The following is a 22780-nucleotide window of genomic DNA, read 5'->3' on the forward strand; positions in this document are numbered from 1 at the left end:
CCACAGTCGCGGGGACCGCTCCGCACGCCGTGTCCGTCACGTCGTGGGAGCGATCCCCGACAATCCCCGCCCTGCCCGCAAGATTTTCTTACTGAACGTTAACTCCGAAGTCTAGGGCGATGCCCCGGAGACCCGACGCGTACCCCTGCCCCACAGCGCGGAACTTCCATTCGGCGTTGTAGCGGTAGAGCTCGCCGAAGATCATCGCGGTCTCGTTGGAGGCGTCCTCGGAGAGGTCGTAGCGCGCCAACTCGGCGCCGTCGGCCTGGTTCAGGACCCGGATGTAGGCGTTGCGGACCTGGCCGAAGTTCTGCAGCCGGGACTCGGCGTCATAGATCGACACCGGAAAGACGATCTTGTCCACCTGCGGCGGAACCTGCGTCAGATTGACCTTGACGACCTCGTCGTCGTCCGCGCCGGTGCCGCCCACGAGCTCGTCGCCCATGTGCTCGACCGAACCCTCGGGGCTCTTGAGGTTGTTGTAGAAGATGAAGTACTCATCCCCCAGCACCCGGCCGTTGGAGCAGAGCAGGGCGCTGGCGTCCAGGTCGAAGTCGGCACCGGTGGTCGCCCTCGCCTCCCAGCCCAACCCGATCTGCACGGCGGTGAGGTTGGGGGCGGCCTTGGACAACGAGACGTTGCCGCCCTTGGCGAGCGTGACACCCATCTGTTCTTCCCTCCCTGGGAGTCCTACTGATGGAAGCGGGCCGCCCGCGGCCGTGCTTGGCACCGCTGCGGGCGGCCGGTGCTGCTGGTACCGACCGTCAGACGTTGACGCCGAAGTCCTGGGCGATACCGCGCAGGCCGGAGGCGTAGCCCTGGCCGATGGCCCGGAACTTCCACTCGGCGCCGTTGCGGTACAGCTCGCCGAAGACCATGGCGGTCTCGGTGGAGGCGTCCTCGGTGAGGTCGTAACGCGCGATCTCCTGGCCGCCCGCCTGGTTGACGATCCGGATGTAGGCGCTGCGGACCTGGCCGAAGCTCTGCAGCCGGGTCTCGGCGTCGTAGATGGAGACCGGGAAGACGATCTTGGCGACATTGGCGGGGACGCCCGCCAGGTTCACCTTGATGACCTCGTCGTCGCCCTCGCCCTCACCGGTGGTGTTGTCACCGGTGTGCTCGACCGAGCCGTCCGCGGACTTCAGGTTGTTGTAGAAGACGAAGTCCTTGTCCGAGACGACCTTGCCGGTTTCGGACGTGAGGATGGCGCTGGCGTCCAGGTCGAAGTCTGCGCCGGTGGTGGTACGAGCGTCCCAGCCCAGGCCGACGAGGACCGCGGTCAGGCCGGGCGCCTCCTTGCTGAGCGAGACGTTGCCACCCTTGCTGAGGCTGACACCCACGAGTCCTCCAGATGCAGGGGGAGCACTTCGCCGTGCCCCCGTTGGTGCGGTTGCGGTTTCTGTCCAGCCAACGAATCGATCGTAGTGGCCCGTTCCCGAATACCGCAGCCGCACCGCACGAGGGTCTTACCCCGTTTGCGCTCAGATCGCGGCGAGCGCCTTCAGGTACTCCTGCTGGTCGCGAGCGTCCGGCAGACCGTTGACGACGGTCCAGCGGACCACGCCGGCCTTGTCGATGACGAAGGTCCCGCGCACCGCGCAGCCCTTCTCGTCGTCGAACACGCCGTAGGCGGTGGAGACGGCGCCGTGCGGCCAGAAGTCGGACAGCAGCGGGTACTCCAGGCCCTCCTTCTCGGAGAACACACGCAGCGTGAACGGCGAGTCGTTGGAGACGGCCAGGATCTGCACGTCGTCGTTCTGGAACTGCGGCAGCTCCTTCTCCAGGCTGCAGAGCTCGCCGGTGCAGACGCCGGTGAAGGCGAAGGGATAGAAGACCAGCACGACGTTCTTCTCGCCGCGGAAGTCGGAGAGCTTGACCAGCTCACCGTGCTGGTTCTTGAGCTCGAAGTCCGGAGCCTCGGTACCGACCTCGATAGCCATGCTTACCTCTCAGGGATGCTTGCGGGCCGCCGGCTCAGCGCCGGCGGAACCCTCGCGGACCGTCGTGCCCGCGCTCATCCTGCCACTTCGCGCGGACTCACCCGGAGGCCGGGCACTCACTGGAGCCCGGGCAGCCGCCCGAGCAGTCCCACCACGCCCACCGCGCGCCGCAGCAGCGCGCCGCCCGGCAGTCCCGGCACCTGCTCCACCAGCGGGGCCAGCGCCATCAGCCCGCCGATCCGGTGCAGCCGGATCTCCCCCTTCGCCAGCAGCGAGGGCAGCGCCGCGCGCCCGGTCGGCACGCCGAGCACGGTCGCCGCCGCGCCCTCGATACCGGGCACGCCGCCGTTCCCCCGTTCGGTGCGCCACCCCTCGGCATCGGCGTGGAACACCCACCCGCTGGTCCCGGGCCCCCACACCCCGGCGTCCGCACGCACCCCCTGCCGGTACGCCAGCGCCCCGACCACGTCGACCAGCGCGGCGGTCCCGGCGTCGCCGACCGCCCGGGGCAGCCCGGCGCGCGCGGCGGCGCGCTCTGGGAAGCAGTCCAGCGCCGCCACCGCGAGCTCATGGGCGGAGGCGTGGACCTGGGTGAGCAGCGGCAGCGGCCCCAGTGCCGAGTCCAGCTCCACCAGGGCCAGCGCGGGCTCCGCCGCGATCTCCGCCAGCGCGTCGGCGACCCTGCGCCGCGCCTCGCCGAGCGCCGCCAGCACCTCGGCCCGCGGCTCACCCGAGTGGTCCAGCCGCGGCGCCTCGGCCGGCGCGGCGGCGCCGTCCGCGGCGGCATCCCCGGTCCGGTCCGCGACGGCCGCCCCGGCCTGCGCCATCAGCCGTCCCAGCACCGGGCGCTCGGGCCAGGAGCCCAGCTCCGCCAGCCGGCCGAGTTGCTCGGACCGCAGCGTCCCGGCCAGCTCCAGGACTGCGTCCCAGGCCCCCAGGGTCCGCTCCGCGAGCTCTCCGGGTGGGCCGGTGGCGACGCCGCGATGATGGTCCATCCCAGCATTCTGCCCGCAGGAGAACGCAACGGCCCGCCGTATCGGCCGACCCGTCGAGCGGGCGACCGTACGGCGAGCCGTCACGTGTTGAGCTGTCGGGTCCCTCTGCTACGCCGTCAGCTGATCAGCGCTTGCCTGCCTTGGCGGCCTTGGGGGTGGCCAGCCGGACCGCCTGCCAGTCCTTGCTGACGGCGACGGTGCTGGTCTGGGAGAGGCCGGCGGTCTGCGCCGCATCGGCGATGTCGCTGGCCTCGACGTGCCCGGTACGCCCCGTCTTGGGGGTGAGCAGCCAGACCAGGCCGCCCTCCACCAGGTACTCCTGGGCGTCGACGAGGGCGTCGGTGAGGTCGCCGTCCTCGCTGTCCTCGCGGAACCACATCAGCACGGCGTCTGCGACGTCGTCGTAGTCCTCGTCGACCAGTTCGCTGCCGGTGAGGTCCTCCACGGCCTCACGCACATCCTGGTCGACGTCGTCGTCGTAGCCGAGCTCCTGGACCACCTGTCCGGGCTGGAAACCCAACCGGTTTACCGGGTTGGACCTGTCCTCCGCGGGGTCCGCGGTCGCGCTCACGGGAATTGCCTCCTATATCCGCCCCTGCCCCCTGAGGGCAGGGCTGTGGCCGTAGTCCACACGGGCGGGGCGTTCAGCGCAAGTACCCGCTGCCCGATCCCGTACCGACGACGATGCGCCGCAACGCGACACGCCGCCGAGCGTGACACACATCACGCCCATTTGCCCCAGTATCAAGCGGTGCGGCGGTTCCGCGCAGCGGATTGCGGACTCACCTACCCCTCGCGCCGCCCGCTCACTCCACGGACACCTGTTCCAGAGCACCCCCTGCCCGGGCGTACAGTTCTTGATTGGCCCTCCCCAGCCTCCCACCACCACAGCGCCGTGGTTCGGTCGGGCCGCTAGTCACAGGCCGGGACTCCCACCCAAGGGTCCCGACCGCTCAGCAGGGCCGGATTCACCCAATAGGGGAAACCCTGATGGGAGCCTTTGGACGGAGACGTCCAGCGGCGCGAACCGGTTACCCACTGGTAGAGATGACGTTTCTCGACCTGCGGTCCACGATGGAGGCGGCGCGACACCACCTCAGTTCGACCGACAGTGAAGGAACAGCGTGGCTTCCGGATCCGATCGCAACCCGATCATCATTGGCGGCCTGCCCAGCCAGGTCCCGGACTTCGATCCCGAGGAGACCAGCGAGTGGCTGGAATCGCTCGATGCCGCCATCGACGAGCGGGGCCGTGAACGCGCCCGCTACCTGATGCTGCGGCTGATCGAGCGCGCCCGCGAGAAGCGCGTCGCCGTGCCCGAGATGCGCAGCACGGACTACATCAACACCATCGCGACCAAGAACGAGCCGTTCTTCCCCGGCAACGAGGAGATCGAGCGCAAGGTCCTGAACGCGACCCGCTGGAACGCGGCCGTGATGGTATCCCGCGCGCAGCGCCCCGGTATCGGCGTGGGCGGCCACATCGCCACCTTCGCCTCCTCCGCGTCCCTCTACGACGTGGGCTTCAACTACTTCTTCCGGGGCAAGGACGCCGACGGCGAGTCCGGCGACCAGATCTTCTTCCAGGGCCACGCCTCCCCCGGCATCTACGCCCGCGCCTTCCTGCTGGACCGGCTGAGCGAGCAGCAGCTCGACGCCTTCCGCCAGGAGAAGTCGAAGGCCCCCTACGGCCTGTCGAGCTACCCGCACCCGCGGCTGATGCCGGACTTCTGGGAGTTCCCGACCGTCTCCATGGGCCTCGGCCCGCTGGGCGCGATCTACCAGGCCCGGATGAACCGCTACCTGCAGGACCGCGGCATCAAGGACACCTCGCAGTCGCACGTCTACGCCTTCCTGGGCGACGGCGAGATGGACGAGCCGGAGTCGCTGGGCCAGCTGTCCCTCGCGGCCCGCGAGAACCTGGACAACCTGACCTTCGTGGTCAACTGCAACCTGCAGCGGCTGGACGGCCCGGTCCGCGGCAATGGCAAGATCATCCAGGAGCTGGAGTCGCAGTTCCGCGGCGCCGGCTGGAACGTGATCAAGCTGATCTGGGACCGCAACTGGGACCCGCTGCTGGCCCAGGACCGCGACGGCGTCCTGGTCAACAAGCTGAACACCACCCCGGACGGCCAGTTCCAGACCTATGCGACCGAGTCCGGCGCGTACATCCGGGAGAACTTCTTCGGCGGCGACCTGCGGCTGCGGAAGATGGTCGAGGACCTGACCGACCAGCAGATCCAGCACCTCGGCCGCGGCGGCCACGACCACGCCAAGGTGTACGCGGCGTTCAAGGCCGCCCGCGAGCACGTCGGCCAGCCGACCGTGATCCTGGCCCAGACCGTCAAGGGTTGGACCCTCGGCCCCAACTTCGAGGGCCGCAACGCGACCCACCAGATGAAGAAGCTGACCACCGAGGACCTCAAGCGCTTCCGCGACCGGCTGCACCTGCCGATCACCGACAAGCAGCTGGACGAGGGCTACCCGCCCTACTACCACCCGGGCAAGGACTCGGAGGAGATCCAGTACATGCACGACCGCCGGCACGAGCTGGGCGGCTACATGCCGACCCGCAAGGTGCGGCCGCGCAAGCTGGAGCTCCCCGGCGACGACGCCTACAAGGTGCTCAAGAAGGGTTCGGGCCAGCAGGAGATCGCCACCACCATGGCGTTCGTCCGACTGCTCAAGGACCTGATGCGGGACAAGGAGATCGGCAAGCGCTTCGTGCCGATCGCCCCGGACGAGTACCGCACCTTCGGCATGGACTCGCTGTTCCCCTCGGCGAAGATCTACAACCCGCAGGGCCAGCTGTACGAGTCGGTCGACCGCGAGCTGCTGCTGGCGTACAAGGAGTCGCCGACCGGCCAGATGCTGCACGACGGCATCTCCGAGGCCGGCTGCACCGCTTCGCTGATCGCCGCGGGCTCGTCCTACGCGACCCACGGCGAGCCGCTGATCCCGGTCTACGTCTTCTACTCGATGTTCGGGTTCCAGCGCACCGGCGACCAGTTCTGGCAGATGGCGGACCAGCTGGCGCGCGGCTTCGTGCTCGGCGCCACGGCCGGCCGCACCACGCTGACCGGTGAGGGCCTGCAGCACGCCGACGGCCACAGCCACCTGCTCGCCTCGACCAACCCGGCGGTCGTCGCCTACGACCCGGCCTTCGGGTTCGAGATCGCGCACATCGTCCAGGACGGCATCCGCCGGATGTACGGCAGCAGCGCCGAGCACCCGCACGGCGAGGACGTCTTCTACTACATGACGGTCTACAACGAGCCGATGCGGATGCCCGCGGAGCCCGAGAACGTCGACGTCGAAGGCATCCTCAAGGGCCTGCACAGGTACGCCCCGGCGACCGGCGGCCAGATCCCGGCGCAGATCCTCGCCTCCGGCGTGGGTGTGCCGTGGGCGCTGGAGGCCCAGCGCATCCTGGCCGAGGAGTGGAACGTCAAGGCCGACGTCTGGTCGGCGACGTCCTGGAACGAGCTGCGCCGGGACGCCATCGCGGTGGAGGAGTTCAACCTGCTCCACCCGGAGGAGGAGCAGCGCGTCCCCTACATCACCAGCAAGCTGAGCGGCTCCGAGGGCCCGTTCGTGGCGGTGTCGGACTGGATGCGCGCGGTGCCGGACCAGATCTCGCGCTGGGTCCCGGGCCAGTGGCAGTCGCTGGGCGCGGACGGCTTCGGCTTCGCCGACACCCGTGGCGCGGCCCGTCGCTTCTTCCACATCGACGCGCAGTCGGTGGTCCTGGGCGTGCTCACCGAGCTCGCCAAGCAGGGCAAGATCGACCGCTCGGCGCTGAAGGCGGCCATCGACCGCTACCAGCTGCTGGACGTCTCGGCGGCCCACCCGGGCGCGGCCGGCGGCGACGCGTGACCGTCCGTCAGTTCCGGTAGTACCCGCACGACCCGGCCTCCGCCCGGCGACTCACCAGTCGCCGGGCGGAGGCTTTTTCGGATGAGTTTCCGGGAACCACTGTGCGGGGTGTCACATCGGCGCTACCTTGACCGTACTCCGACAACATCGGGAGCCCATCCGCGAGAAGGAGCACCATGTCGACAACCCGTCGCGTCACCGCTCTGTCCGCCGGCCTGCTGGCCGTCCTCGGCGCCGCCGCCCCCGGGGTGGCCGTGTCGGCCCCCGCGTTCGACGCACCGATGCAACTCTCGTCCCCGGCCGGCCACCACATGGTCGCGCAGGTCGGCGGAATACGGAACAGCACGTCGTCGAACTGGTCCGGTTATGCCGCAACCGGCGCCAAGTTCACCAGTGTGAAGGCCAGTTGGGTGCAGCCCACCGGCCGGTGCGGCAGCGCCACCACCTACTCCAGCTTCTGGATCGGCCTGGACGGCGACGGCAGCAACTCCGTGGAGCAGACCGGCAGCGAGGTCGACTGCTCCGGCGGCTCCCCGCAGTACTACGCCTGGTACGAGATGTACCCGGCCTACCCGGTGAACTTCTCCAACACGGTCCGCCCGGGCGACCACTTCACCTCCTCGGTCACCGAGAGCACCGGCGGCAAGTTCACCCTCGTGCTCTCGGACACCACCCAGGGCTGGACCAGGACGGTCAACAAGACCCTGTCGAGCGCCGCACTGGCCTCCGCGGAGGTCATCGCCGAGGCCCCGTCCAGCAGCAGCGGCGTGCTGCCGCTGACCAACTTCGGCACCGCCTCCTTCACCGGTGCCACCGCCAACGGCCAGCCGATCGGGAACTTCTCGCCCGACCGGATCAACATGGCCTCCGGCTCCACCACCAAGGCCACCACCTCCGCCCTGTCCGGCGGCAGCGCCTTCACGGTGACCTGGAAGCACAGCTGATCCCGCTCCGGTTCCGCTGATCTCCCTTCGGGCCCGCGCCCCCCACCGGGGTGCGGGCCCGACGTGGGTTCCACCGGCGGCTTCCACGGAAGGGCGGGGCGGGGCACCATGGCGGGCATGCCGCAGACCGCTCTGATCATCACGGTGCCCGAGGCCGATCCCCTGGTCGGCGCCTGGCGCAGGCTGTACGACCCCAGGGAGCGGGACGGCGTCCCGGCGCACGTGACCGTGCTGTACCCGTTCCTGGAGCCGGATCGGATCGACGAGGCGACGATCGCCGCACTTCGTGCGCTGTTCGCCTCGCACGATGCCTTCGACCTGGCATTCCGTCGTTGCGCCCGGCTCTCCGGGATGGTCTGCCTCGCGCCGGAACCGGACCTGCCGCTGCGCGCGCTGACCGCAGCCGTGGCGGCGCGGTGGCCCGAGGCCCCGCCCTACCGGGGCAGGTTCGAAGACCCGGTGCCGCACCTCACGGTGGCCCTGGGACAGGAGGAGACCGTGAACCAGAAGGTGGAGGCAGACCTGGCAGCCCGGCTGCCGCTGCTGACTCGGGTCGATTCGGTGCGGCTGGTGGTGCGCGAGAGCGGGGTGTGGCGGGGGTGGACGTCGTTCGCACTGCGTCAGGACAGGTCTCCTGGGGCGGTCACCGTCCCATAGGCGGTCCGCACGGGTAAGAAAATCGGTCGACACGGCCGAGGCTTCTCATCACACCGGTTACCTCGTTCCGGCGATGGTCCCGGGCAGCTCCGTACCGGTCCACCTGGGGTTCCGGCGTGTGAAACAGCCGTGAATCTCTGGGCCGATTGGCGCTGCTTGTGATGGTTGTCGCAGTTTGGTTACGCCGAGTACGGCGTACGCAGACCGATATTGCGCTTACGCTGACGCAGAGCATCCCAGCTTCAGGTTCCCGCTTCTCAGCAAGACCTCCGGGCACGGCCCGTCTGACGGTCGCCCCATGCCCAAGGAGAGTCACGCGTATGCGGTTCAGGCGCACGCTGATAGCTGCGATGGTGTCCTTCACCGTTCTCGCGGGCACCGGAGCGGCAGCGGCGGGAGCCGCGGTCTCCGACGAGCAGATCGCGATCACGACCCCGCCGGCCGGCAGCAAGGCCTGGACCCAGGACCACTCGCTGGGCCGTGACCTCCCGGACCCGGCCAAGGCGACCGCGGCCGAGGTCGCCGCGTTCTTCTCCTCGCTCACCCCGGTCCAGCAGCAGCGCCTGGTGCACGCCTACCCGCTGGTGGTCGGCAACTTCGACGGCGCCCCACTGGCCCTGCGCTACCAGGCCAACGCCATCGCCATGGAGCAGGAGCTGGCCACCCAGAAGGCCCGCAGCACGGACACCGCGCTCAGCTCGGCCGCCCGGTCCTCGGCCGCCGGACGGGTGGGGGTGCTGAACAACCTGCTCACCCCCGGCCGCCAGATCCTCGCCTTCGACCCGCGCGGCCGCGGCCTGGTGGCCGAGGTCTACGGCGACCTGTCCACCGCGCAGAAGGTGTCGGTGCTGGTCCCCGGCTCGGACATGGACCTGGCCCACTTCGACCGCACCGACCAGCCGCTGAAGGGCGCCGCCGGGATGGCAGAAGCGCTGCGCGCGGAGCAGGCCCAGGTCTCGCCCGACACCAGCACCGCGGTCATAGCCTGGTCCGGCTACGTCACCCCGGTCGGCCTGGGCGCGGACGCCGCGACGGCGCGGCTGGCCGAGGCCGCCGCACCGCGGCTGGAGAGCCTGCTCGACGGGCTCGCGATCACCTCGCACCCGGAGACCGCGCCGTCGCTCTACTGCCACTCGTACGGCTCGGTGGTGTGCGGTATCGCCGCCCCGCAGATCCACGCCCCCCAGGGCGTCTCCGACATGGTCGTCTTCGGCAGCCCCGGGATGGACGTCTCCGACGCCGCGGACCTGGGCACGGGCGTGCGGCTCTGGGCGACCGCCCGGAACCCGGGCGACTGGATCGGCAACGTTCCGTACCTGGAGGTCGCCGGGCTCGGCCACGGGGCCGACCCGACCAGCACCGGTTTCGGCTCCCACGTGATCGCCTCCACCGGGGCCAACGGCCACAACGGGTACCTCTCCCCCGGGACGGCGAGCCTGCGCAACTTCGCGGACATCGCACTGGGGCGCTACAGCGAGGTCGTCTGTTCGAACAACAACGGCGCGTGCGTGTCCGGGCTCTGAGGGTCAGGTGCAGCCCGTAGCCGACTTGTCGCGCAGTTCCCCGCACCCCTGGCGATCGCTTGGGGCGCGGGGAACTGCGCGAACAGCAACCCCGCACTACTCGCGCGCGGCCGACGTCCCGTTCATATCGGCATACCGGTCGCCGACGACCGCGGCGGCAATCGGCTCCAGCGCAGCCAGCTCATCGGAGCTCAGGTGCAGAGCCGTAGCCCCGACGTTCTCCTCCAGACGGCTCCGCCGACGGGTACCCGGGATGGGTACCACCGAGAGCCCGTGCACCTCGGCCCGCTGCTGGACCCACCCCAGCGCCACCTGCGCAGCGGTCACCCCGTGTGCCGCGGCGATCTTGTGGACCGGGGTGAGCAGCGCAGCGTTCTTCGCGGCGTTGTCGCCGGTGAAGCGGGGCTGGTTGTTGCGGAAGTCCCCCGGCGCCAGCTCGCCCGCGTTGGCGAAGGCCCCGGTCAGGAAACCACGGCCGAGCGGCGAGTAGGGCACGAAGGCCACGCCCAGCTCGGCCGCGGCCGGCACCACGGTCCGCTCCACGTCCCGCGAGAACAGCGACCACTCGGACTGGACGGCCGCGATCGGGTGCACCGCGTGCGCCTCGCGCAGCTCCGCGCCGGTGACCTCGGACAGGCCCAGGTGCTTGACCTTGCCTGCCGCCACCAGCTCGCTCATCGCGCCGACCGACTCGGCCAGCGGCACCTCGGGGTTGCGGCGGTGCATGTAGTACACGTCGATGACGTCCACGCCGAGGCGGGCCAGGCTGGCGTCGACGGCCTGCCGGATGTAGGCGGGGTCGTTGCGCACGGCGCGGTAGGACGGGTCGTCGATCCGGCGCTCGATGGAGAACTTGGTGGCGAGCACCACCCGGTCCCGGTTGGCCCGGACGAACGGGCCGATCAGCTTCTCGTTCTCGCCGTAGCCGTACATGTCGGCGGTGTCGAAGAAGGTGACCCCGAGCTCCAGGGCACGGTCCAGGGTGGCCAGCGCCTCGGCGCTGTCGGTCTCGCCGTAGAAGTCGCTCATGCCCATGCAGCCGAGGCCCTGGACGCCGACCTCCGGGCCGCCGGTGCCGAGGGTGGTGGTGGGGATGGGGTTGTCGCTGCTCATGCCTGCGTCTGCCTCTCCGCGTAAAAGTCGATCTTGTAGTCGATGATCAGGAGCGTGGCCTGGAGGTCCGTGATCCGCTGACGCACCTCGTCGCGGTGCTGTACCAGCAGCTCCTGACGGGCGGCGGCGGTGTGCCCGCCCTCGCGCCGCAGCTCGGCGTAGCGGACCATGTCGGCCACCGACATCTGGGTCAGCCGGAGCTTGTTCAGGAAGTCCAGCCAGACCAGGTCGCGGTCGCTGAACCGGCGCTGGCCCGAGTGCGAGCGGGCCGGGGGCTCCAGCAGGCCGATCCGCTCGTACCAGCGCAACGTGTGCGCGGTGAGGCCGGTCCTGGCGACCACCTCGCCGATGGTGTGGCGCGGGGTGCCGTCGGGTTCGGCCGGCTCCACCGGTTCTGCGGGCTGCGTCGCGATCGCCGTTGACATGCTTCGAACCTACCTACCTGGAGTGCACTCCAAGCAAGCGGTGCGGGCCGCCCCGGTCCGGTCACCCGGCATCGCTAGTCTGTCCGGTATGGACAGCCTGCTGATCATCGACAAGTGGCCGGTACCGACGGCGGCCGCGGCCGTGGTGCTCCGGGACGGCACCCTGGCAGGGGCGCGCGGACCGCAGCAGCACGCCTTCCCGCTGGCCTCCGTCACCAAGCCGCTGAGCGCCTACGCGGTGCTGGTCGCGGTAGAGGAGGGGGCGGTGGAGCTGGACCAGCCGGCCGGGCCCGAGGGGTCGACGGTGCGCCATCTGCTGGCCCACACCTCCGGCCTGGCCTTCGACGAGCACCGGCAGATGGCCGCACCCGGCACTCGCAGGCTGTACTCCAACGCCGGTTTCGACGTGCTGGCGGAGACCGTGGAGAAGGCCACCGGCATCCCCTTCCCGCAGTACGCCGCCGAGGCCGTGTTCCAGCCGCTGGGTATGGCCGGAACCCGGATCGACCCGGGCGGCAAGAGCCCGGCCGGTGCCGGCGGCGTGTCCACCGCCGCCGACCTGGCCCGCTTCGCCGCCGAACTGCAGGCGCCCCGGCTGCTGCACCCCTCGACCCTGGCCGAGGCGACCTCGGTGGCCTTCCCCGGCCTGGACGGCGTGCTGCCGGGCTTCGGCCACCAGCGGCCCAACGACTGGGGCCTCGGCTTCGACCTGCGCGACCACAAGTCGCCGCACTGGATGGGTCTGAACAGCGCCCCCACCGCCTTCGGCCACTTCGGTCAGAGCGGCACCTTCCTCTGGGTGGACACGGTCGCCGGGGCGGCCTGCGTCGCCCTCACCGACCGCGACTTCGGCACCTGGGCCGCCGAGCTGTGGCCGCCGTTCACCGACGCCGTCCTCCGGGAGCTCGGGCTCTGACGGATTTTCGGGTGCGGCATGTGCGTGGTTTGTCGCGCACGCGCCGCAACTGAAGTCCCCGCTCAGCCGTAGCGGACCGGAGAGTGCATCTCCCAGAGCAGCGCCTCCACGCCCTCCGGGCCCGCCACCGGGTCGACCGGGGCGGCCGAGCCGGTCAGCCGGAGGCTGTCGCCGGGTCCCAGCTCCCGGCCCACCCCGCGCGGACCGCCCGCGGTGCGGAAGCCCAGGCCGCCGCGGACCACGTGCAGGTAGCGGTGGTCGGCGGCGGGCAGCGCGGGCAGCGCCGCCCCGGGGCCGACCCGTACCAGGTGCAGCGCCGCGTCGGCGCGGCGCAGCTCGCCCAGCCCGGCCAGGGTGAGCAGCCCGGTGCCGGTCGGCGCGGGCCGCAGGGCGTACCGGGGCGCCGCCCCGAACTCGTCCGGCTGCAGCCAGAACTGCACGAAGCGCACCGGTCCGGCGGCCCCGCCGACGTTGCCCTCGCTGTGCACCGCGCCGCTGCCCGCGCCCAGGTACTGGACCTGCCCCGGCCGGACCACGGCGGCGTGGCCGTGGTCGTCCCGGTGCGCCAGCGCGCCGTCCAGCACCCAGGTCAGGATCTCGGTGTCGCGGTGCTTGTGCGGGGCGAACCCCGCACCGGCCGCCAGGGTCTCCTCGTTGCACGCCAGCAGCGCCCCGAAGTGGGTGTTCGCCGGGTCGTAGTGGCCGGCGAAGGAGAACGCGTGCCGGGTCAGCACGCCCGGTTCGGGCGCGGAGGCGTAGCGCTCGAACGCCAGGTGGACGCTGAGGGCGGGGGCCGGCGCGGGGGCCGGCGGGGGCTGCTCGGACACGCGCACGACGCTACCGTGCCCCGGTTGTGACTGTTGCCACGCATCGGGAAGGTGCTGCTCGGCGCGCATCCGTCCGTACGTAGGGCAGTCTTGTGCTGTGCCTGCCGTCCCAGTCGATAAGCCAGCGAAGAAGACCGCCAAGAAGGCCGCAGCCAGGGCGACGCAGCCCGCCGCGCCGCCGGACGGCCCCGAGCCGGAGCCGCAGCGCCGGGGTTCGCCCCGGGGAACGGCGATAGAGCGCCGGACCGCCGCCGAACGGGCCGAGCGGCACGCCGCCACGCTCAAGCGGCTGGAGAAGGCGGCCGGGAAGCTCTCCACCGCGGCCATCGCCCGGATGGACGAGCAACTGTCCTGGTACCGCAACATGCCGCCGGAGCACCGCTCCTGGATCGGCCTGGTGGCCCAGGCCGGTATCGCCGCCTTCACCGAGTGGTTCCGCCACCCGGAGGCGCCGCAGGCGATCAGCACCGACGTCTTCGGCACCGCCCCGCGCGAGCTGACCCGGGCGGTGACGCTGCGCCAGACCGTGGAGATGATCCGCACCACCATCGAGGTGGTGGAGGAGGCCATCGACGAAGTCGCGGTCCCCGGCGGCGAGGACGGGCTGCGCGAGGCGGTACTGGTCTACGCCCGCGAGATCGCCTTCGCCACCGCGCAGGTGTACGCCCAGGCCGCCGAGGCCCGCGGCGCCTGGGACGCCCGGCTGGAGGCCCTGGTCGTCAACTCGCTGCTGTCCGGGGACGCCGACGAGGGCGTGCTCTCCCGTGCCGCGGCGCTGGGCTGGGGGTCGCCCGACCGGGTGATGGTGGTGATGGGCAGTGCGCCCGCCGGCGACAGCGAACTGGTGGTCGAGGCCATCCGCAGGGCCGCCCGGCACGCCAAGCTGCATGTGCTGACCGGGGTGCTGGGGGCCCGGCTGGTGGTCGTCGTCGGCGACGGCGGCCGCAACCCGGACCGGGTCTGGGATCCGGTCCCGGCGGCCCGCTCGCTGATCGGGCAGTTCGCCGCTGGACCGGTGGTGATCGGTCCCACCGTCGGCGACCTGCTGTCGGCGACCCGCTCCGCCCAGGCCGCCGCCGCCGGGCTGCGCGCCTGCGCCGCGTGGCCGGACGCGCCCCGCCCGGTGCTCGCCGACGACCTGCTGCCGGAACGGGCGCTGGCCGGGGACCAGGCCGCCCGGGCCCAGCTGGTCGAGGAGATCTACACCCCGCTGGACGAGGCGGGCTCGGCGCTGCTGGACACCCTCTCGGTCTACCTGGAGCAGGCGTCGTCGCTGGAGGGCGCCGCCCGGATGCTGTTCGTGCACCCCAACACCGTCCGCTACCGGCTGCGGCGTGTGACCGATGTCACCGGGTATGCGCCCAGCGACGTGCGTTCCGCGTTCACCCTGCGCATCGCCCTGGCGCTGGGACGACTCCAACCGTGATGACCTGCGCAAACGCACGACTGTAGGGAATCCACAACGACGGCTGCGGTTATTGGTCGCCGTCCCCACCCGCGTCCGGCGGGTCCGGCGAGAGAAGGTTGGTTCTGTGCTCGTAATCGTTGCTCCCGGACAGGGTGCCCAGACGCCAGGATTCCTCGCCCCGTGGCTCGAGGTCGACGGTGTGGCCGACAGGCTGCACTGGTGGTCCGCCGTGGCCGGGCTCGACCTGGTGCAGTACGGCACCGAGGGCGACGCAGAGACGATCAAGGACACCGCCGTCGCCCAGCCACTGCTGGTCGCCGCCGGGATGGCCGCGGGCTCCCTGCTGTTCCCCGCCGACCAGCCGCTGTCGGCCGGCCGGCTGGGCGCGGTGGCCGGGCACAGCGTCGGCGAGATCACCTCCGCCGCCATCTCCCGGGTGCTGTCGCCCGAGCAGGCCATCGCCTTCGTCCGCCAGCGCGGCCTGGCCATGGCCGGCGCCGCCGCGGCGACCGCGACCGGCATGTGCGCGGTCCTCGGCGGCGATCCCGACGAGGTCGCCGCCAGTCTCGCCGGGCACGGCCTGACCGCCGCCAACAACAACGGGGGCGGGCAGATCGTCGCCGCCGGCACCCTGGAGCAGTTGGACGCGTTCAAGGCCGAACCGCAGGCCAAGGCGCGGATCATCCCGCTCTCGGTGGCCGGCGCCTTCCACACCGCGCACATGGCCGCTGGGGTGGAGCGGCTGGCGAAGCTGGCCCCCGGCATCACCCTGCGGGACCCGCAGACCGCCTATGTCTCGAACGCGGACGGCAAGACCGTGGAGAGCGGCGCCGAGGTGCTGAGCCGGCTGGTGTCGCAGGTCTCCAACCCGGTCCGCTGGGACCTGTGCATGGAGGCGCTGGAGCGTCTAGGCGCCACCTGCGTGATCGAGGTCCCACCTGCTGGGACGCTGACCAACCTGGTTAAGCGCAACCTCAAGGGGGTGGCTACCCTCGCTCTGAAGACTCCGGACGACCTCGACAAGGCCCGCGAGTTGATCGCTGAGCACGCCGCACCCGAGGGGGCCGCTACATGACCACCGTTCCTAGCATCACACCGAGCACCGGGGCCGCCTTCGCGCGCATCCTGGGCGTCGGCGGCTACCGCCCGGTCCGGGTGATCCCGAACGCCGAGGTGCTCAACTGGATCGACTCCTCGGACGAGTGGATCCGGACCCGCAGCGGGATCACCGAGCGCCGCTGGGCCGGCCCGGAGGAGACCGTCGCGGAGATGTCGGTGCAGGCGGCGGCCAAGGCCATCGCCCAGTCCGGGATCGCCCCCGAGCAGATCGGCGGCGTGATCGTCGCGACGGTCTCGCACCTCAAGCAGACCCCGGCCATCGCCACCGAGATCGCCCAGCGGCTCGGCTGCGGCACCGCCCCGGCCTTCGACATCTCCGCCGCCTGCGCCGGCTTCGGCTACGGCCTGAGCCTGGCCGACGGCATGGTCCGCACCGGCAGCGCCGAGTACGTCGTGGTCATCGGGGTGGAGCGGCTGTCCGACCTCACCGATGTGACGGACCGTTCGACCGCCTTCATCTTCGGCGACGGCGCCGGCGCGGTCGTGGTCGGGCCGTCCGAGACCCCCGGCATCGGGAAGGTCGTCTGGGGCTCCGACGGCTCCCAGAAGGACGTCATCAGCCAGACCCAGGCCTGGGACACCGCCTTCGCCAAGCCCGACGCCGTCAACGGCGCCGGAGCGGAGGTCAAGTGGCCGGCGCTGCGGATGGAGGGCCAGGCGGTCTTCCGCTGGGCCGTCTACGAGATGGCCAAGGCCGCCCAGCGCGCCCTGGACGCCGCCGGGATCACCGCCGACCAGCTCGGCGCGTTCATCCCGCACCAGGCCAACATGCGGATCATCGATGCCATGATCAAGACGCTGAAGCTGCCCGAGGGCATCCCGGTCGCCCGGGACATCGCGGAGACCGGCAACACCTCGGCCGCCTCCATCCCGCTGGCGATGGAGCGCATGCTGCAGAGCGGCGAGGCCAAGAGCGGCGACCTGGCCCTGATCATCGGGTTCGGGGCGGGTCTGGTCTACGCGGCCGCGGTAGTTACTCTGCCGTAAGTCACAAATCCACATGACGACCGCGCTCCGCATTCCGGCGGGGCACGGACAGCGCACAACACGAAGGAGTGCCGACATGGCCACCAAGGACGAGGTCCTTTCCGGTCTCGCGGAGATCGTCAACGAGATCGCCGGGATCCCGGCCGAGGACGTCGAGCTGGACAAGTCGTTCACCGACGACCTGGACGTCGACTCGCTGTCCATGGTCGAGGTCGTCGTCGCCGCCGAGGAGCGCTTCGGCGTGAAGATCCCGGACGACGAGGTCAAGAACCTGAAGACCGTCGGCGACGCCGTGGACTTCATCCTCGCCAACAGCTGACACCAGCAGTTCGACCCGGGTCGACCCCCGGCCCGTTCCAAGGCCGGGGGCGCCCCGCCCCTCCGCCGGCCCCATCCAGTTGACGCAATACGTGGGAGATTTGCAGTGACCAACGACAGCCGCACCGTGGTCGTCACAGGGATCGGCGCTTTCACGCCGCTCGGCGGTGACGCCGCCTCAACCTGGGAGGGCCTGGTCAACGGGCGTTCCGGGGTTCGGCTCCTGGTGGAGGACTGGGCCGCCGACATCCCGGTGCGCATCGCCGCCCGCACGGCGGTGGAGCCCGGTGACGTCATCCCCAAGCACCAGACCCGGCGACTGGACCGCTCGGCGCAGTTCGCGCTGATCGCGGCCCGTGAGGCCTGGGCCGACGCGGGCTTCGAGACCGCGGCCACCGCCCCCGGCTCCACCGTGGACCCGGACCGCCTGGGTGCGGTCGTCGCCTCCGGCATCGGCGGCGTGACCACCCTGCTCGACCAGTACGACGTGCTGAAGGAGAAGGGCGTCCGCAGCGTCTCCCCGCACACCGTGCCGATGCTGATGCCGAACAGCCCGGCGGCCAACGTCGGTCTGGAGATCGGCGCGCGGGCCGGCGTGCACACCCCGGTCAGCGCCTGCGCCTCCGGCGCGGAGGCCATCGGCTACGCCATCGAGATGATCCGCACCGGCCGCGCCGACGTCGTGGTCGCCGGCGGCACCGAGGCGGCCATCCACCCGCTGCCCATCGTCGCCTTCTCCAACATGATGGCGATGTCCAAGAACAACGAGGACCCGCAGGCCGCCTCGCGCCCCTACGACAAGGCCAGGGACGGCTTCGTCCTGGGCGAGGGCGCCGGCGTGATCGTGCTGGAGTCCGCCGCGCACGCGGCCGCCCGCGGCGCCAGGGTCTACTGCGAGGCCGTGGGCCAGGGCCTGTCCTCGGACGCCCACCACATCGCCCAGCCCGAGCCCACCGGCGCCGGCATCGCCCGCGCCCTTGCCCACCTTTTCGAGTCGACCGACCTGGACAAGGCGGAGGTGGCGCACCTCAACGCGCACGCCACCTCGACCCCGCAGGGCGACGTCGCCGAGATCAAGGCGCTCCGCAAGGAACTGGGCGACCATGTCGACCACATCGCGATCTCGGCGACCAAGTCGATGACCGGCCACCTGCTCGGCGGCGCCGGCGGCATCGAGACCGTCGCCACCGTGCTGGCCCTGCACCACCGCCAGGCGCCGCCCACCCTCAACGTGGACGATCTGGACCCGGAGGTCGACGCCGACATCGTCACCGGTGAGGCCCGCAAGCTCCCCACGGGCCCGATCGCCGCGCTGAACAACTCCTTCGGCTTCGGCGGCCACAACGTGGTACTGGCCTTCCGTACCGCCGACTGACGCACCGACAGCCCCGACGCACGGACGCCGGGCCCGACGCAGACAGACTGCGGCGGGCCCGGCTTTCTGCGTTCCGGTCTCTTGCCGTCCCGGTTCGACGGCCCCTACTCTTTGAGCAGTCGCTCAATTTGAGCGACTGCTCAAAAGAACAGCGGGACGGGGGCCGGGGTGGGCAAGGCGGAACAGACCAGGGCGGCGCTGATCGAGGCGGCCGTGGCGGCACTGCGGGAGAACGGCTTCGCCGGGGCGAGTGCCCGCGAGATCGCCCAACGGGCGGGCTGCAACCAGGCGCTGGTCTTCTACCACTTCGGCACGGTGGCCCGGCTGCAATTGGCGGCGCTGGACTCGGTGAGCGGGGCACGGGACGCCCGCTACCGGGAGATGGTGGCCCAGGCCGGCGGTCTGGCCGGACTGGTGCGGGCGGCCCGGTCGGTCTTCGACGAGGACCTGGACCAGGGCCATGTCACCGTCCTGGTGGAGATGATCGCCGCCGCCCAGTTCAGCCCCGAGCTGCGGCCCGAGGTCGCCGCCCGGATCCGGCCGTGGCGCGACTTCGCCGAGGACACCGTCCGGGACGCCCTGTCCGGCTCCCCGGCCGCCAGGCTGCTGCCGCCGGACGAGCTGGCCCACGGCATCGTGGCGATGTACCTGGGCCTGGAGATGCTGGCCAACCTGGAGGGCGAACGCGAGCCCGCGCTGGCCCTGTTCGACCGGGCCGGGAAGATCGCCTCCCTGCTGGACATCTTCAAGAGGAAGCGCAGGTGAGTGTGCGGTGACGACCGGCCGCAGCCCGCGCGCGGGGGTCCGGGGCGTCGCTCCCCGGGAAGCTGGAGCAAGAGGAAGCGCAGGTGAGCGCGGTGAACGACAACGCGGTGACGCCCGATCGTTCGTGGCTCTGGTTCGGTGCGTGGGCGCTGGTCGGCGGCGGGTACGCACTGGGGCTGGCTGCGCTGCTGTCGGTCGGGCTCCTGGTCCTGGCGCTGACCGCCGGGGCGACCCTGTGGCTGGCCTCCCGCAGGGGCTCCCATGTGGGGCTGCCCGGAGCGCTCTGCGGCCCCGCGCTGCCGCTGCTCTGGATCGCCTACCTCAACCGGGGCGGTCCCGGCACCGTCTGCACCCCCGACGGAGGCGGGACCAGCTGCACCGACGAGTGGAGCCCCTGGCTCTTCCTCGCCCCCGGCGCCGTCCTGCTACTGGCCGGGCTCGTCCTGTTCCTCCTGCTGCGCCGCCGCGCACGGACAGGCACCGGGGTCGGGCGAAACGTTCCGCCCGACCCCGGTGCCCGGAGTACCGCTCAGAGGTGAGACACCGTCAGCCGTTCGCGAGCGACTTCAGGTAGGTCTCGGTGGGCGAGCCGACGCCGGTTGCGTTGTCGTAGCCCTTGGTCGCGGTCAGACCGTAGTCACGGCCGAAGGCGACCAGACGGGCCCGGAGGGTGCCGGAGATGATGCCCGCGTCGTAGACCGCGCTCAGCGGCGGCCGGCCCTGCACGGCCGTCTTGTTGACGACGTCGGTGAAGGACTTGCTGCCGGCCCGGGAGTAGATCTCCGGGTTGGCGAAGCCGATCGGACGGCCGTGGCGGCCCTGGATCGCGTCCGCCTGGACCGCGGAGAACTCCGGCGCCGAGACGCTGGTGCCGCCGTAGCCGCCCTCGCTGTACGGGGCGCCGTCGGACATGCCGACCAGCACCGAGGTGTACAGGTCACCGTTCATGGCCACGTCGGGGGTGACCCGCTGCGCGGTCTTGCTGGTGGCGCCGGTCATCAGGGTGTGCGACAGCGCGCTCGGGACGACGGTGCCCTGGTACCAGGGCTGGGCGAAGTCCTCGCTGGTGCCGCCGCCGCCGCCGAAGTAGAAGGCGCCGGGCAGCGGGGTCCAGCCCTTCCCGTTCGCGGTGAGGGTGGACCGCAGCGTGCCCATGTCGGTCTCGAAGCCGTAGCTGCCCTTCTTGCTGGAGGTCGCCAGCGCGGTGCCGCCGACATCCGTGACCCACCCGTCGGAACCGGGGAACCCGGCCTGGGCGCGGGTGGTGGTCTTGTCGCAGTTGGCTCCGGTGGCCGCCGCGGCGGGCGAGTTGTCGCCGCAGTCGCCGGAGCTGAAGTCGAAGCCGATGCCCTCGATCGCACCCTGCTGGAAGATCTGCTCGTACGCGGCGATCTGCGCGGGCGACTCGTCACCGGACGTGCTGTGCATCAGCCCGTCCCACGAGTTGGAGACCACGTCGGCCAGGTGGTTGTCGACGATGTTGGCCAGCGCGGCCGACAGGTCGTTGTCCTGGCAGGAGTTGGCACCGACGTAGACGACATTGGCGTCGGGCGCCAGCCCGTGCACCATCTCGACGTCCAGGGCCTCCTCGCCCGCCCAGTTGGCCGGCCCGCCGCAGGCGTCCTGGCTGTTCCACTGGTCCGGGGTGACGACCTCGGAGTACTGGCCGGCCTTGAAGGCCTTGTCACCGTGGTTGGTGGCGAACTGGTTGGCGTCCGCCAGCATCGTGGAGGAGCCGTAGGCGTCCACGATGGCCACGGTCGCGCCCTTGCCGGTCAGGCCCGAGGCGGTGATGCCGTAGGCCTGGCGCAGCTGCGAGGGCTGGAAGGAGCACTGGTCGTAGTAGGTCTTGGCGGTGTAGCCGACCGGCGCGCCCTTCGCGACCTTCTGGTCCCAGTAAGCGGAGCAGGTCGGCACGGTGGCCAGGCCACTGGCCGGCTTGGCGGTGGAGCCGGTGGCGACCGTGCTCTTGACCGAGACCGACTGCGGCTGCACCGTGGGGGCGCTGCCGGTGAGCCCGACGACACCGCTGATGAGGCCGGAGACGGAGGCCGGGACGACCGCGTCCTTGGTCGGCGCGGTGACCTTCTTGCCGTCCACCGTGTAGCGGTGCAGCGCGGTGCCGAAGGCCTTCTGGATCGCCGCGCTCCCGCCGCTCACGCTGACCGCGTGGTCGGTGGCGCCGGTGACGGTGAGGCCGGCCGAGGTCAGCCAGTCCTTGACGGTCTGGATCTGGGCCGGCGTGGCCAGGTACTTGGCCTTGGCCTGGGCAGCCGACATGAACTTGCCGTAGTCGGGGCTGCTGGGTGAGGAGACGGCCTTCGCGTACGCCGCGAGGCCGGCCGGGTCCTGCCCGGCCAGGTACACCGTCACCGAGGTGGTGGTGTCGGCTGCCACGGCGCCCTGGTCCGCCTTGGCGGTGGCCCAGGACGGGTGGCTGCCCGGCAGGGTCTTGGCCGTGGGTGCGGGCGATGCTGCCTGGGAGGGCGCAGCGAGCGCGAGCGTGCCTCCGGCCAGAGCCATCGAGGCGAGGGCCGCGGTGGCTATGCGAGCACGCCGTCCGCTTGAGGACTGGTTATCGGTAATGACGACTCCAGGAGTGAGGGTCCGTCAGGACATGGGGTACCGAGCGACCCGCGTGAACGCCCGTTCGGAATGCCCCTGTGATGTGTACACGGGTCAAGAATTGCGGCGCAAGGGGTTGGCGAGAACTGGTTGGAGAGCTGTCACCACGCCGAGTGGATGCAACAAGGGATTTACGCAGGTGTCACCTGACGGTCCGCCATGGATACGGAGCATGTCGATAATCGGACAACTGCGGGTCAGGGGCGGTGCACGGGGCCCCTGGGGCGGCTGCTTCGAGGTTCGATGACAGGGATGTACCCGGACATGACGCCCATACGACCGGGCTGCGAGGAGGAGTTGGATCACAGCGCGAGAGCCGGGCGCAGAGAATTGCGAATGCGCCCCCTCCGATAAGACTCCGGAGCACCCCCGACCGTCGGACGACGACCGGACCAGGGCCGGGCCGCCGTTCAGACCACCTGGTGCAGCCAGCGCACCGGGGCTCCTTCACCGGCGTGCCGGAACGGCTCCAACTCGTCGTCCCAGGGTTTTCCGAGCAGCCGGGAGATCTCGGACTCCAGGTCCCCCTCGCCCATCCTGGCCCGCAGCAGCGCGGAGCGCAGCCGGTCCTCGGGGATCATGATGTCGCCGTGCACCCCGGTGACCGCGTGGAAGATCCCGAGGTCGGGCGTGCTGCAGTAGCGCTCGCCCTCCAGCCCGGCCGAGGGCTCCGCGGTCACCTCGAACCGCAGCAACTGCCAGCCCCGCAGCGCGGAGGCCAGCCGGGAGGCGGTGTCCGGCTCGCCGTGCCAGGAGAACTCGGCACGCCAGGTGCCGGGGGCGACCGGCTGGCGGATCCAGTCGAGGCTGACGCGCACGCCGAGCACGCCGGCCGCGGCCCACTCGACATGCGGGCAGAGCGCACGCGGCGCGGAGTGCAGATAGAGAACTCCACGAGTCGTCACCGGGACCTCCAGTGTGGTGCGAGGGGCGCCTTCCCCAGCGGCCTCGTCGCCACGTTCGAGAAC

General features: G+C 71.1%; 22 protein-coding genes. 12 read left to right on the top strand and 10 right to left on the bottom strand.

Annotated elements, in window-relative coordinates; genetic code table 11:
- Positions 1-88: 88 nt before the first annotated feature.
- The 5 genes from TR46_RS15970 to TR46_RS15990 all read right to left on the bottom strand — a co-directional run bounded on the left by TR46_RS15970 (position 89) and on the right by TR46_RS15990 (position 3506).
- Positions 89-667, bottom strand: coding sequence for a TerD family protein (locus tag TR46_RS15970; protein WP_042400814.1), 579 nt, complete (start codon positions 665-667; stop codon positions 89-91).
- A 97-nt stretch (positions 668-764) separates the two neighbouring features.
- Positions 765-1340, bottom strand: a complete 576-nt coding sequence (locus TR46_RS15975) for a TerD family protein (protein WP_042400816.1) — start codon at positions 1338-1340, stop codon at positions 765-767.
- 141 nt (positions 1341-1481) lie between these two features.
- A complete protein-coding gene (locus TR46_RS15980) occupies positions 1482-1940 on the bottom strand; it encodes a peroxiredoxin (RefSeq protein ID WP_042400818.1) in 459 nt (152 codons plus the stop codon).
- A gap of 116 nt (positions 1941-2056) precedes the next feature.
- Complete coding sequence (locus TR46_RS15985; RefSeq protein WP_042400819.1) at positions 2057-2935, bottom strand: hypothetical protein; 879 nt, start codon at positions 2933-2935, stop codon at positions 2057-2059.
- 124 nt (positions 2936-3059) lie between these two features.
- Complete coding sequence (locus tag TR46_RS15990; protein ID WP_042400822.1) at positions 3060-3506, bottom strand: DUF3052 domain-containing protein; 447 nt, start codon at positions 3504-3506, stop codon at positions 3060-3062.
- A gap of 553 nt (positions 3507-4059) precedes the next feature.
- Here TR46_RS15990 and aceE point away from each other — a divergent pair.
- From aceE to TR46_RS16010, 4 genes are all read left to right on the top strand, one after another.
- Complete coding sequence (aceE, locus tag TR46_RS15995) at positions 4060-6810, top strand: pyruvate dehydrogenase (acetyl-transferring), homodimeric type (RefSeq protein ID WP_042400826.1); 2751 nt, start codon at positions 4060-4062, stop codon at positions 6808-6810.
- 176 nt (positions 6811-6986) lie between these two features.
- Entirely contained in the window at positions 6987-7754 is a 768-nt protein-coding gene (locus tag TR46_RS16000) for a G1 family glutamic endopeptidase (RefSeq protein WP_042400829.1), read from the top strand.
- Positions 7755-7871: 117 nt separating this feature from the next.
- Positions 7872-8411, top strand: a complete 540-nt coding sequence (locus tag TR46_RS16005; protein WP_236655345.1) for a 2'-5' RNA ligase family protein — start codon at positions 7872-7874, stop codon at positions 8409-8411.
- Positions 8412-8731: 320 nt separating this feature from the next.
- Entirely contained in the window at positions 8732-9934 is a 1203-nt protein-coding gene (locus TR46_RS16010; protein WP_042400835.1) for an alpha/beta hydrolase, read from the top strand.
- A gap of 96 nt (positions 9935-10030) precedes the next feature.
- Here the strand turns inward: TR46_RS16010 and TR46_RS16015 are convergent, their stop codons facing one another.
- Positions 10031-11047 (bottom strand): aldo/keto reductase, encoded by a 1017-nt coding sequence (locus TR46_RS16015; RefSeq protein WP_042400838.1) that lies wholly within the window; start codon positions 11045-11047, stop codon positions 10031-10033.
- Positions 11044-11472, bottom strand: a complete 429-nt coding sequence (locus TR46_RS16020; RefSeq protein WP_042400841.1) for a MerR family transcriptional regulator — start codon at positions 11470-11472, stop codon at positions 11044-11046. Before TR46_RS16020 ends, TR46_RS16015 begins: the two co-directional genes overlap by 4 nt.
- An 88-nt stretch (positions 11473-11560) precedes the next feature.
- Between TR46_RS16020 and TR46_RS16025 the strand changes: the two genes are divergently transcribed.
- Positions 11561-12388: a serine hydrolase domain-containing protein gene (locus TR46_RS16025; protein WP_042400845.1), complete on the top strand. Its 828-nt coding sequence runs from the start codon at positions 11561-11563 to the stop codon at positions 12386-12388.
- Positions 12389-12450: 62 nt separating this feature from the next.
- Here the strand turns inward: TR46_RS16025 and TR46_RS16030 are convergent, their stop codons facing one another.
- Positions 12451-13215: a pirin family protein gene (locus TR46_RS16030; RefSeq protein ID WP_236655346.1), complete on the bottom strand. Its 765-nt coding sequence runs from the start codon at positions 13213-13215 to the stop codon at positions 12451-12453.
- Positions 13216-13447: 232 nt separating this feature from the next.
- On the opposite strand from TR46_RS16030, the gene TR46_RS16035 reads away from it, so the two are divergent.
- The 7 genes from TR46_RS16035 (at position 13448) to TR46_RS16065 (ending at position 19726) form a co-directional block, all read left to right on the top strand.
- Entirely contained in the window at positions 13448-14641 is a 1194-nt protein-coding gene (locus TR46_RS16035) for a PucR family transcriptional regulator (RefSeq protein WP_042400960.1), read from the top strand.
- A gap of 106 nt (positions 14642-14747) precedes the next feature.
- Positions 14748-15698: an ACP S-malonyltransferase gene (locus TR46_RS16040; protein ID WP_084718553.1), complete on the top strand. Its 951-nt coding sequence runs from the start codon at positions 14748-14750 to the stop codon at positions 15696-15698.
- On the top strand, positions 15695-16729 hold the full coding sequence (locus TR46_RS16045) for a beta-ketoacyl-ACP synthase III (protein WP_042400851.1): 1035 nt from the start codon (positions 15695-15697) through the stop codon (positions 16727-16729). Before TR46_RS16040 ends, TR46_RS16045 begins: the two co-directional genes overlap by 4 nt.
- Positions 16730-16805: 76 nt before the next feature.
- Positions 16806-17048 carry an acyl carrier protein gene (locus tag TR46_RS16050; RefSeq protein WP_030251060.1) on the top strand — a complete coding sequence of 81 codons (243 nt, stop codon included), beginning with the start codon at positions 16806-16808 and terminating at the stop codon, positions 17046-17048.
- Positions 17049-17153: 105 nt separating this feature from the next.
- On the top strand, positions 17154-18422 hold the full coding sequence (locus tag TR46_RS16055; RefSeq protein ID WP_042400857.1) for a beta-ketoacyl-[acyl-carrier-protein] synthase family protein: 1269 nt from the start codon (positions 17154-17156) through the stop codon (positions 18420-18422).
- 168 nt (positions 18423-18590) lie between these two features.
- Positions 18591-19187 carry a TetR/AcrR family transcriptional regulator gene (locus TR46_RS16060; RefSeq protein ID WP_042400859.1) on the top strand — a complete coding sequence of 199 codons (597 nt, stop codon included), beginning with the start codon at positions 18591-18593 and terminating at the stop codon, positions 19185-19187.
- Between the two features lie 83 nt (positions 19188-19270).
- Positions 19271-19726, top strand: coding sequence for a hypothetical protein (locus TR46_RS16065; RefSeq protein ID WP_063770600.1), 456 nt, complete (start codon positions 19271-19273; stop codon positions 19724-19726).
- A 7-nt stretch (positions 19727-19733) separates the two neighbouring features.
- On the opposite strand, the gene TR46_RS16070 is transcribed toward TR46_RS16065, so the two are convergent.
- Entirely contained in the window at positions 19734-21710 is a 1977-nt protein-coding gene (locus tag TR46_RS16070) for a S53 family peptidase (protein ID WP_042400862.1), read from the bottom strand.
- 512 nt (positions 21711-22222) lie between these two features.
- The gene (locus TR46_RS16075) at positions 22223-22717 is read right to left on the bottom strand and encodes a DUF3145 domain-containing protein (protein ID WP_042400864.1); all 495 of its coding nucleotides are present in this window, start codon (positions 22715-22717) and stop codon (positions 22223-22225) included.
- Between the last annotated feature and the right edge of the window lie 63 nt (positions 22718-22780).

The sequence above is a fragment of the Streptacidiphilus carbonis genome (assembly GCF_000787775.1).
Taxonomy (GTDB): Bacteria; Actinomycetota; Actinomycetes; order Streptomycetales; family Streptomycetaceae; genus Streptacidiphilus; species Streptacidiphilus carbonis.

Bases quoted from the DNA above. Each gene is read 5' to 3' on its own strand.
- TR46_RS15970 (WP_042400814.1), bottom strand. From the start codon at position 667: ATGGGTGTCACGCTCGCCAAGGGCGGCAACGTCTCGTTGTCCAAGGCC.
- TR46_RS15980 (WP_042400818.1), bottom strand. From the start codon at position 1,940: ATGGCTATCGAGGTCGGTACCGAGGCTCCGGACTTCGAGCTCAAGAAC.
- TR46_RS15985 (WP_042400819.1), bottom strand. From the start codon at position 2,935: ATGGACCATCATCGCGGCGTCGCCACCGGCCCACCCGGAGAGCTCGCG.
- TR46_RS16000 (WP_042400829.1), top strand. From the start codon at position 6,987: ATGTCGACAACCCGTCGCGTCACCGCTCTGTCCGCCGGCCTGCTGGCC.
- TR46_RS16005 (WP_236655345.1), top strand. From the start codon at position 7,872: ATGCCGCAGACCGCTCTGATCATCACGGTGCCCGAGGCCGATCCCCTG.
- TR46_RS16010 (WP_042400835.1), top strand. From the start codon at position 8,732: ATGCGGTTCAGGCGCACGCTGATAGCTGCGATGGTGTCCTTCACCGTT.
- TR46_RS16015 (WP_042400838.1), bottom strand. From the start codon at position 11,047: ATGAGCAGCGACAACCCCATCCCCACCACCACCCTCGGCACCGGCGGC.
- TR46_RS16020 (WP_042400841.1), bottom strand. From the start codon at position 11,472: ATGTCAACGGCGATCGCGACGCAGCCCGCAGAACCGGTGGAGCCGGCC.
- TR46_RS16025 (WP_042400845.1), top strand. From the start codon at position 11,561: ATGGACAGCCTGCTGATCATCGACAAGTGGCCGGTACCGACGGCGGCC.
- TR46_RS16045 (WP_042400851.1), top strand. From the start codon at position 15,695: ATGACCACCGTTCCTAGCATCACACCGAGCACCGGGGCCGCCTTCGCG.
- TR46_RS16050 (WP_030251060.1), top strand. From the start codon at position 16,806: ATGGCCACCAAGGACGAGGTCCTTTCCGGTCTCGCGGAGATCGTCAAC.
- TR46_RS16070 (WP_042400862.1), bottom strand. From the start codon at position 21,710: ATGGCTCTGGCCGGAGGCACGCTCGCGCTCGCTGCGCCCTCCCAGGCA.